The 5,933-nt window shown below is 68.2% G+C and carries 5 protein-coding genes; 1 reads left to right on the top strand and 4 read right to left on the bottom strand.

Features of this window, described 5'->3' with window-relative positions:
- Positions 1-522, top strand: a 522-nt coding sequence (locus BST12_RS28240; RefSeq protein ID WP_139802010.1) for a hypothetical protein, incomplete at its 5' end; no start/stop codon positions are given.
- Between the two features lie 10 nt (positions 523-532).
- Here BST12_RS28240 and BST12_RS28235 read toward each other — a convergent pair.
- The 4 genes from BST12_RS28235 to BST12_RS28220 all read right to left on the bottom strand — a co-directional run.
- The gene (locus tag BST12_RS28235) at positions 533-1,897 is read right to left on the bottom strand and encodes a PE domain-containing protein (protein WP_139802009.1); all 1,365 of its coding nucleotides are present in this window, start codon (positions 1,895-1,897) and stop codon (positions 533-535) included.
- A gap of 148 nt (positions 1,898-2,045) precedes the next feature.
- The gene (locus BST12_RS28230) at positions 2,046-2,402 is read right to left on the bottom strand and encodes a hypothetical protein (protein WP_083116466.1); all 357 of its coding nucleotides are present in this window, start codon (positions 2,400-2,402) and stop codon (positions 2,046-2,048) included.
- A gap of 189 nt (positions 2,403-2,591) precedes the next feature.
- Positions 2,592-3,437, bottom strand: a complete 846-nt coding sequence (locus tag BST12_RS28225) for a PPOX class F420-dependent oxidoreductase (protein ID WP_372510897.1) — start codon at positions 3,435-3,437, stop codon at positions 2,592-2,594.
- A gap of 78 nt (positions 3,438-3,515) precedes the next feature.
- Positions 3,516-5,933: PE family protein (locus tag BST12_RS28220; RefSeq protein ID WP_245850611.1), on the bottom strand; the 2,418-nt coding region annotated here is incomplete at its 5' end.

Below are 5,933 nucleotides of genomic sequence, written 5' to 3'. Positions count from 1 at the left end.
ACTACGGGCGGCGCCGGCGCGTCAGGCGGCACGGGCGGCAACGGCGGCGACGGTGGTATCGCGCCGGTCGGTACCAACGCCGGCGGGCAGGGCGGCGCCGGCGGCAACGGTGGATTCCTGGGTGTCGGCGGGTTCGGCGGCTTCGGCGGCGAAGGGCTCCTCGGCGGCCATGGCGGAGCCGGCGGTAACGCGGGCCAGTTCGGCTTCGGCGGGGCCGGCGGGGCCGGCGGATTGGGCGTCCTCACCGCCGGCGGCGACGGTGGAAATGGCGGCCGAGGCGGCGCGGTATGGGGCAACGGCGGCGCCGGAGGCGAAGGCGGCCAAGCCGCATCCTTCCCCCCTACAGATAGCGGCACCGGCGGCCGTGGCGGCGTCGGCGGCGGCACCGGCCAGATCGGCACCGGCGGCAACGGTGGCAACGGCGGGCTGGGCGGCAGCACCGGCACCCCCGGCGCCGGCGAGGACGGTGGCGCCGGCGGACAGTTCTGGGGCGCGCACGGCTTGCCTGGAAAGCCGCTCTAAACCCCAAGCGCTACAAGCCTATTGACACCGATACCGGTAGCGCCTCAGGCGCGGGTGCGCCGATTGCCTGCGCCAACTGCTGAGGCAGGTAGATCAGCAAGCCCGGGATGATGCCACCGGTGGGTGTACCGCCGAGTGAAACTGCGGTCTGGGGAATGACCGCTGGGCTGGTGACGGGCCCGACGTACGCGGTTACCGTCGACAGCGGCGTGAGAATTCCGCCCAGCGGGATACCCGCCGTGACCGGGACGGCGAGTGGCACGCCGAGCAGACTCACCGACGGCAGCGGGACTCCGAACGACACTTGACCGTTGAGGAAGCCGTTGGTGACCACGGCCGGAGCGGTGAGGACCGCCACCGCAGCGCCCACCACGTCCCCGCTTTGGGCCGCGCTCATGAACGCCGCCACGCTGGAACCCAGTGCGCTCGCCGTGGTGATCGGGGAACCTATCGCGTCGATGGCCAGTGCCAGCGGCAGTCCGAAGAAGGCGGGGCCGAGGTTCAGCGGGTTGGTCTGCACCGCGATGTTGAACGAGACGTCCGTCAGCGTCCGGAACACGTTCATCGCGTTTTGCCCGATCTTGCCGGGGATGGTCGTGATGGGCAGCAGGTCTTGCAGAGCGGCGGGCATACCTGCCATCCCGGTGCCCAAGTCCTGGGCGGCCTTTCCGAAGGACTCACTGATTATTTGCCCGTAGCCGACCTGATTGTTGATGAATTGGTGCAAGAACGGCGCCGGATTCGCCAGCCAGGCATTGCCGAGGTTTTGCAGATTGGCGAAGGTATTCGAGAAAAGTGTTTGATACGGGCCGGTGATAGCGGCAAAAGTATTGCCGCCAGAACCGGTTACGGTCAGACCGGGCAATGCGCCCAGGCCCGGTAATCCCGGCAGGCTCGGTAATCCCAGCAGGCTCGGTAGCGCGGGCAGGCTCGGTAGCCCTGGCAGGCTCGGTAGGCCCGGCAGGCCGGGCAGCCCGGGTAGCCCGGGTAGCCCCACCAGGCTGGGTACGCCCGGCGCCGGCAGTCCGCCGCCGACAATGTCGGTGAGCGCCAATCCGGCGGCCCCGCTCGCAGCGCTGCGAGCCGACACCGAGTTGGCCGTCTCGGTGCCCAAATACGCCTGCGCACTTGCGTCCAGCACCTTGACGAACGCCGCATGAAACGCCTGAGCCTGCGCGCTGACGGCTTGATATTGCTGACCCAGGTTTCCGAACATGGCCGCAAGGGCGCCCGATACCTCGTCGGCGCCGGCCGGCAACACCGAGACGGTGGGTGCCGCAGCAGAGGTCGCGGCTTCGCTGAGCGCCGCGCGAATGGCCGTTAGTTCTTGCGCCGCGGACTGCATCCATTCCGGTGTCGTGACGACAAATGACATGGCCATCTCCTCCGGGCTATTGAACTTGCGCCCAACAGGAAATGCACTAAAGTGACCGATTTAAACATGCAGATGACGGAATAATTTTCTACCGCTAATTTCTTCGGTTATCGGACAATTCACACGAATTGCGAAACCGGGCAAGGCATCAGCCGACCTTGGTCAGCGTGAAGTGGTCATGTCGGTCACCGAGACCGCAGGGCGCCGGGCTGTCCAAGAAGTCCACCTCGCCGGCCAGCGTCAGCGGATCCCACCATTGAGTGACGGTGACCGGATGCGCGCCGCCGTCGAACCAGGAACCGTTGTCCCCGACGGTGTATGACGGGCATACGGCACCCTCGGGAACAGTCCGGGTAACGGTGTAGCGGCCGTCGACGAGTGCGGCGTCAAAACCGCGGCCGGGCCCGGTCGTCACATGAGCGATGCAGCCCGGCGTGCAGGCCGTCCGGATAATCCACGTCGCTGTGACGCCGTCTTCGTCCGCGTAGGTGTAGACACCGTCCATTGCCGCTGGAACTTCCGCCTTTACCACCGGTCCGGTCGCGCACAGTCCCGCGCCAGCAAATACAGCTGTCGCTGCCATGATCCTGCTGATCTTCATTATTTCCGCCCTTAGCCCGTGTTTTCCGGCTTTGGGCGCCCGCAGATAAAGGTATCAGCAAATTTGTGCGCGGAATCGCAACGTGCGGGGCGTTCATAGGCAACTCATGGACGGCACCAACTCGAAATGCACCGTGCGGCCATACTTGGACCGGCCGAGTCGGTGTGCGGCCGGAACGAACAGCCCATGCAGCAAGGGGTACTTGCGCCGCAGGAGTCGCGCCGCCTGCCGGGATTCGGCGCCGTCAAGCAACCGCACTCGGCCGGGCTGCATGGCGCCGGTCGCGTTGCCCGACATCGTCGCCGGGCCGAATTCGACGTTTGGGTTGCGTCGGACCCGGCGGACTTTGACGGCCCGCTCGAAACTGCGGAAATACGCGCGATCGCCGTCCACCGCGATGCTGACCGGGCTTGTCCCGGGCGAGCCGTCCTTGCGAAATGTGGTGAGCCTGATGGTTTTCTGACGGACGAACCGGGCCAGCGCCGGATCGGTCGCGCAGCCGGCAGTGCCCGAGAGGTTGCCTGAGACCCCGCCCGAGATGTAGCCCAACACGTAGCCGAGCTGACGCAGCCGCAGTACCAAAGCGAAGGCAAGCGCGGCGGACGTCGCTCCCAGCAACCAGGCTTGGGCGGGCGAACCGCCAAGGTTCAGGTCCAGCACATGGTTGACGGTGTGGATCGTGTTGGCCAGCAGGAATCCAGTGATCGACGTGGCTAACGCATCCGACCAGATCAGCGCGAGCAGCAGCGTTGCACCCAGACCGACCTGAAATGCGCCGACGTCATGCAGGAAGTGCTCGTGCTCGCCGAATCCGACGAATTGCGCGAAGGAGCCGGGATCAATCAGGCACCAAACTCCGATGCCGATGGTCAGCAGTCCGATCAGGGTCGTGACCGTGATCAGGTACCGGCGCCCCGCGCGTCCGATGGGATTCATGATGGCCGTCCTTTGCACTCAGCTTCTCGTCTTCACATGTCAGACGAGACTGCGTGCAGAGGTGTGACGACCGGTATGAACCTAGGCGCCGATTGCCTTCGCGAGCTGTTCGGGCGCATAGCTCAGTAGTGCGGGAACTATGCCACCGGCAGGCGTGCCGCCGAGCGTCAGATGTTGCGTCCCAATCGGTGGCGGCGCCATAATCGTCGCCGTTAGGGGCCGCAGCGGCGACAGGATGCCTCCGACTGGAATGTTGACGGTCACCGGAATTCCACCCGTGGTCGACGTCGGCAGTGCCAGTGGGATCGTGCCCTCGCCGTTGAGGAAGCCGTTGACGATGTTGGCCGGAGCGTCGACCAGGGCCGTCGCTGCGCCCACCAGGTTTCCGGCCTGCACGTCGTGGATGAATGTTGTGGTGCTGTCCGCGAATGCCATCGCCGTGGTGACCGGCGAACCCACCGCGTTGAGCGTCATCGCCAGCGGCAAGCCAATATTCATCGCCCCGCCCGGAGGGTCAAGCGTGATCGTGAAGGCGAGGTTTGTGCTCGTGAGCGTCGTGATCACATTGGTCACGTTTTGCGATGTGAGTCCGGGGATGCTCAGGATTGGGAACAGGTCGCCTACGGGTCCGAGCAGCAGGATGTTCGACAAGTCGCTCGCGTTGAGACCGCTGACGAAGACCTTCACCACCGCGCCCAGCACGTCGCTCACCGCGCCGCTGACGTTGCCCGCGGCGAGGGCTTGCAGTGCCGATTGCAGGCTCGGCGGTATGCCCGCCAGTCCGATGGCGAAGTCCCTAGTGGCATTCGTGAGGGCCGTCAGGGTCAGTTGGCCGTAGCCGAACTGGTTGGCGAGGAATTGCTCCAGGAAGGGCGCCGGGTTGGCAAGCACGCCGTTGCCGATGTTCTGCAAATTGGTGATGGTGTTGGTGATCAGGTCCTGATAGGGCCCGGCGGCGGAAATGCTGTCAGCCAGGCTGGGGAAGCCCACCGCGGCCGCGCCAGGTGGGCCGACGGTGCCGCCTTTACCGAACACGCCGCCGGTGCCACCATTGCCGCCGATTCCATTGGCCCCGGGCGTGGGACCGGTGCCGCCGGCACCGCCGGCGCCGCCGTTTCCGCCGTTTCCGAAGATGGTGGCGTTGCCGCCGGTACCGCCGTTGGCACCGGCCCCGCCTTTGCCGGTAAGGGCCGCGCTGGTGGCCCCGCCGGCTCCGCCGGCCCCGCCGGCCCCGCCGTTGCCATAGAACACTCCGGCGTTGCCGCCGTTTCCGGCAGCACCGCCGGCGCCGGCGTCGCCGGTTAGTGCCACGGTTGATGCCCCGCCGGTGCCCCCGGCCCCACCGGTGCCACCGTTACCGATGAATTGGGCGCTACCGCCGTTTCCGCCGGCGCCGCCGGTACCGGCGGGCAGGTCAGCGCTCTTGCCGCCGATGCCACCGGCCCCACCGTCTCCGCCGTTGCCGTACAGCGCACCGCCGGCACCACCGTGTCCGCCGGCACCGCCCGTACCAGCGTTACCCGCGAGCAGGGAGAGGGTGCTGGTTCCACCGTTGCCGCCGGCACCGCCGGCGCCACCGTGGCCAATGAAGGACGCGTTGGCGCCGTTTCCGCCGGCACCGCCGATACCGGCGTTACCTGCGCCCGCCGCAGAACCGCCGTTGCCGCCGGCCCCGCCGGATCCGCCGTCGCCGTACCACAGCCCGGAGGTACCGCCAGCCCCGCCGGTCCCGCCGGCCCCGCCGGCGTTGGCGAGGGTGCCGGCGGCACCACCAGCACCGCCGGCTCCGCCGGCACCACCGTTACCGATCAAGCTGGCATTGCCGCCGGCACCTCCGCTACCGCCGGCGCCGGCGCTGATTGCGACAAACGATGTGTCGCCACCTTTGCCACCTACTCCGCCGGCCCCACCGCCGCCGTACAGCAGACCACCGTTGCCGCCGCGGCCACCGCTGCCGGCGTCCATGCCGACGGTGGCAACCGTCGTGCCGTCATGGCCGGCACCGCCGGCACCGCCGAAGCCCCACAGTCCAACGTTGCCACCGGCTCCGCCGGCAGAGCCGGCGCCGATGAAGTTGACGCCGCCGGCGCCACCGGCGCCACCGTTGCCGACCAAGGTATTTCCGCCGGCCCCGCCGGACGTGCTCGTCAGGACGTCCGTTATTCCGGCCACGCCGGCGTCGCCGCCGGCACCGCCGTTGCCGAAGAAGGCATTTCCGCCGGCGCCGCCGGCCTTCGTGGCGCTGGAACCACCGGCGCCTCCGTTGCCGAACAGTCCGCCGTCCGCGCCGGCCAGGCCGGACCCGGCTCCTGCGCTGCCGCCATTGCCGACAACCAGCCCGGCGTGGCCGGCGGTACCGCCGGTGGGCCCGCTGCCCCCGCTTCCGCCGTTGCCGAAGAACACGGCGTTGCCGCCGGCTCCGCCGGCCCCGGCGCCATTTCCATTGCCACCGGCTCCGCCATTGCCGTACAGGAAGCCGCCGCCACCACCGGCGCCGCC

It is taken from the genome of Mycobacterium angelicum, from assembly GCF_002086155.1.
Classification (GTDB): domain Bacteria; phylum Actinomycetota; class Actinomycetes; order Mycobacteriales; family Mycobacteriaceae; genus Mycobacterium; species Mycobacterium angelicum.
Note: the sequence above shows the minus strand (reverse complement) of the source record. Positions and strands in the feature narration are given on the sequence as shown.